The organism is Bacteroidota bacterium (genome assembly GCA_018698135.1).
Lineage (GTDB): Bacteria > Bacteroidota > Bacteroidia > CAILMK01 > JAAYUY01 > JABINZ01.
Window position 1 is genome coordinate 1 of record JABINZ010000001.1, and the last position, 3871, is coordinate 3871.

Consider the following 3871-nt stretch of genomic DNA (forward strand, 5'->3'; position numbering starts at 1 on the left):
AGAAAACAGGCTGATTGATATGCTGAATTCAGATAAACAGTTAAGATTCGGCAAAATAAAAGAAAAGTTATCTGATGAATGTCAATCTTGTCAATTCCTTTCTTTTTGTTATGGAGGTTGCCCCAAAGACAGAATTCGGGATCCAAACGATAATGGCCAAAATCATTTCTGCAAATCCTTCAAGCAATTTTTATCACTTACAGAATCCTATTTCAAGGATTTAGCAGAACAATGGAAATCAGATCGGATTAATCTTAAAAATCAATCTACTCTCGACATGTCAGGCTATTTCTAGTCAAATTGCACTTAATATTATTCTTCTCTATAAAATCACCAGCTGAATTTGATCTGAAAATATCAGTTTTGGCAGGTTCATTGTTTAGTATTGGCCGATGATAAAAAAAATAAGTCTTTTTGTAGTAGTTGGTTTACTGGCAATTTTGCAGGCTTGCAATGGACAACAAAGTAATATGGAAGATAATATATTAACAAATTCAGAAACAGAAGTAGCTGTTTTTGGAGCTGGTTGCTTCTGGTGTGTAGAAGCCATTTATTCAGAATTAAGAGGAGTGGAGAAGGTTGAAAGCGGCTATAGTGGCGGAAAAACAGAGAATCCAACTTATAAAGAAGTATGTGATGGCTATACTGGCCATGCTGAAGTGGTAAAAATCACTTTCAATCCAAAAGAAATATCCTTTGAACTGTTATTATCAGTCTTTTTCAAAACGCACGATCCCACTACCTTAAACCGTCAGGGAGCCGATTTTGGAACACAATACCGCTCAGCTATCTTTTATACAACGGAGCAGCAAAAAGAGTCAGCAAACCTAATTATTAGCAAGCTGAATAAGGAAAAAGCCTACCCAGATGCTATTGTTACAAAAGTGAGTGCTTTGGAAAACTACTATCCAGCCGAAGATCATCATCAGGATTATTATAGCAATAACCCCAATTATGGCTACTGTAGAGCCGTAATACAACCAAAAGTTGATAAATTCAGGAAGGTGTTTGGGGAATACACCAAATAGCAAAACTAAATGCTGTTAGCAGGAGGGAGGCAAGTAAAAACTCAGTTCAAGCGTTTTACATATCGACTGCTAATCCATCCCAAATAGTAGGCAGGAAAAGTATTATTATCTCCACTCACATATAAGCTCCAATTAGGCTTTACATTGTTTTTCATAATAACAAACCACCAAATCCGACCAGTTTTATCTGTTTGAGATGTTATTGCAATGCCTTGTGAGCCTTTTGGATATTCCGCGAAAATATTCCCAATTTCATCATGATCAAGCCGTATGCTGTCATTGATATACGGATTCAGTCGCAAAAAATACTTCTCATTTATTGTTTCAAATGCAATGGGCTTGTCAAATCTACGGAATGGTATATCCACATCGCAATATAAGGCATACTTTGCTTGTAGTTCGTAGGTAAATTTGGCATTATTCCAAACAGCTACATATTTTTCGACATGATCTACTACACCACCGCAACAAGCATAATTAAAAAGAGTGAAAGTTAGAGGCGTAAAGCCATCATTATCTGATATTTCAATAATATTTCCAAAAAGTTTAATTGTTTCAACATATTTGTTTTCAAAATCACCCTTAAGAAAAATAATAATATTGCTTTCGCCACCTCCATAACCATAGTAAACCAGATCAGCAATACCATCACAATTGAAATCGATCTGATGTAAATCTTCTATGCAAGAAGAATTCCCCTCCTGCATGTCATAAAAAACCCATTCCAACAGCTCTTTGTTATCCATATTCTCCAATATTTTCAATTTATCTGCATGGCTTGTTGGGATAATCCAATGCTTCAACTTGGCCTTTTGTCTCAGATTAGTAGGTACTTGCCCAAATAAGGAGTTTGCAGCTAAAAATAGTGTTAGTAATAGTATAAATTTCATTGAATTGACGTTTTTTTGTCCAACAATTGGTTTCGTGCAAATTTACAATTTTCAGGCATGTATTTTTTTGGTTAAAATAAATACATTTAAAAAATTGAACCAGTTGGGAGATGCAAAAAATACACTTCAATTATTTATATTTGTTAATTCAAGCGCTCAGGAATTGAAATTTTGTATTGATGAATCTCAAACTACTCACACGCAATAAAAACGTAATTAAGGGTTCAGTACTCTTTTTGGTTCTTTTTTTTGGTATCTATCAAGCAGAAAAGGAATTTCCAACATTGGTAAATTTATCTATTATCGTAATAGTCGTAATCTTGCTTTTATTAAGCTTTCTGAAAAAGAAATCAATAGTTGCATTTTCAAATAGAGTATTTTTCAGTATTGCTATGTTAATTAGTGTCTTTTATTATTTAAGCACATTGTTTTACAAACTGCTTGATTTAAATAGCTCAGAAACATTCATATACATTGTTTTAGTTATATTTCTAATAGTAGCAATTTTAATTATTATAATCTTCCAAATTAAACTGTTTGCTTTATTTTCCCAACCAAGAATCAGAGGTCATTTTACTTTTGCATCATTCCTTATTATTTCTACTATTATTCTATTTACACACAATCTGTATCCAACGAAAAAAGCCCTGATCAACGATATAAGCGGATTGTTTACCGGTGAATACATAGATTTTGTACATAGGAAATCGCCTATATATAGTAGTTTTGAGAAACTTCGTAAGCGGTCTAGTAATGAGGAGCTTATAAAATTACTGGATCATCGAAGCCCGTCAGTAAGGTGTTATGCATTTATCGGCCTGATTTCAAGAGATGAAATTGATGTATACCAGATATTATCTCAAAATTTGCATCATTCCGACCGAGTAACAACCCAATATTATGATATATGGGGAGAGCAAAAGGTTTCCGATATTATGCTGGAATATGGTTTGTCAAAGCTAAATGAGACTGAAATTTCAGCAATTGATAGTTTAATCATTTGGAATAAGCATGACCTGGCTTATAGTGATGATGTATTTTTGAGATTTGAACCAATTAGCAGTTATTACAACAAGATTAAGGAAGTTGCTTTAAACAATTCTTCTTCGTATTCAATTATTGCTTTAGCCAAATACAATAGAGAAAGCGACAAAGCTCTAATAAAGGCATATTTGACTAAAACTACTACAAGAGATCAACTAATAGGCTTAATGGCCGTTAGGTTTTTCCCATCTATAGGTTTCATGCCAATTATTAAGGAAATGCTTGATAAGGAAATCCAAAAGAAAAGCGGTTTTGATTATTTGATAACCAGAGAGCTTTATAATACACTGGTTCAATACAAAAACTACGAAAGTGTAGAGATATTGAATAAAATCTTTGAAACGATTCCTGACACCATAAAGTGTGAACCGGCTACAATTAAGAAAAGCAAACGATTTACCAGTAGCGAAACAATTGACGAAGACACAACGAGCATGGAAGGTTATTTTCAGGAAAGACATCAGGATGAAGTTAATTTCGTATTTACAGAACATACAGGATCTATGTGGTTGGCACTGAAGAAATATCCGGACACAATTTATACTGAGCTATTGAAGAAGATAGAAAGCACAGCTATTGATACAGTATCGCTTAATGCTTATTTAGAAATGACAAATTAGTATAATTCAAGCGTATGGCGTTTTATTCTCTAATTTGCTAAAATGTATTAAATGTTACATAATTTATATTATGTTAAATAGGGTTTTAAAATAAAGAGGCAGTATGAAACTGCCTCTCTACTTTACTAAACTTTATTTCATTTTATTCAATTCCCCTACCTTCTCCATATTTCCTTTACGCAAGTAAATATTTATCAATAATGGAATAGCTGATTTGTCTTCAGGTTTCAATTCCATCGATTTTTCCAGGTAAGGAATGGCATCTTCAAAAAATTTCATGTATTGCACT

The 3871-nt window shown here is 33.2% G+C and carries 5 protein-coding genes; 3 read left to right on the forward strand and 2 right to left on the reverse strand.

The window, feature by feature from the left end; genetic code table 11:
* The coding region (locus HOG71_00005) for an SPASM domain-containing protein (GenBank protein ID MBT5989211.1) at positions 1–295 on the forward strand (295 nt) is incomplete at its 5' end.
* Positions 296–392: 97 nt separating this feature from the next.
* The gene (gene msrA / locus HOG71_00010; protein MBT5989212.1) at positions 393–1028 is read left to right on the forward strand and encodes a peptide-methionine (S)-S-oxide reductase MsrA; all 636 of its coding nucleotides are present in this window, start codon (positions 393–395) and stop codon (positions 1026–1028) included.
* A gap of 41 nt (positions 1029–1069) precedes the next feature.
* On the opposite strand, the gene HOG71_00015 is transcribed toward msrA, so the two are convergent.
* On the reverse strand, positions 1070–1918 hold the full coding sequence (locus HOG71_00015) for a hypothetical protein (GenBank protein ID MBT5989213.1): 849 nt from the start codon (positions 1916–1918) through the stop codon (positions 1070–1072).
* A 179-nt stretch (positions 1919–2097) separates the two neighbouring features.
* On the opposite strand from HOG71_00015, the gene HOG71_00020 reads away from it, so the two are divergent.
* Positions 2098–3582 carry a hypothetical protein gene (locus tag HOG71_00020; GenBank protein MBT5989214.1) on the forward strand — a complete coding sequence of 495 codons (1485 nt, stop codon included), beginning with the start codon at positions 2098–2100 and terminating at the stop codon, positions 3580–3582.
* A 132-nt stretch (positions 3583–3714) separates the two neighbouring features.
* On the opposite strand, the gene HOG71_00025 is transcribed toward HOG71_00020, so the two are convergent.
* Complete coding sequence (locus HOG71_00025) at positions 3715–3861, reverse strand: hypothetical protein (protein MBT5989215.1); 147 nt, start codon at positions 3859–3861, stop codon at positions 3715–3717.
* Positions 3862–3871: the final 10 nt, after the last annotated feature.

Excerpts from the sequence above, each read along its gene's own strand:
- msrA (MBT5989212.1), top strand. The coding sequence starts at position 393 with ATGATAAAAAAAATAAGTCTTTTTGTAGTAGTTGGTTTACTGGCAATT.
- HOG71_00015 (MBT5989213.1), bottom strand. The coding sequence starts at position 1,918 with ATGAAATTTATACTATTACTAACACTATTTTTAGCTGCAAACTCCTTA.
- HOG71_00020 (MBT5989214.1), top strand. The coding sequence starts at position 2,098 with ATGAATCTCAAACTACTCACACGCAATAAAAACGTAATTAAGGGTTCA.
- HOG71_00025 (MBT5989215.1), bottom strand. The coding sequence starts at position 3,861 with ATGAAATTTTTTGAAGATGCCATTCCTTACCTGGAAAAATCGATGGAA.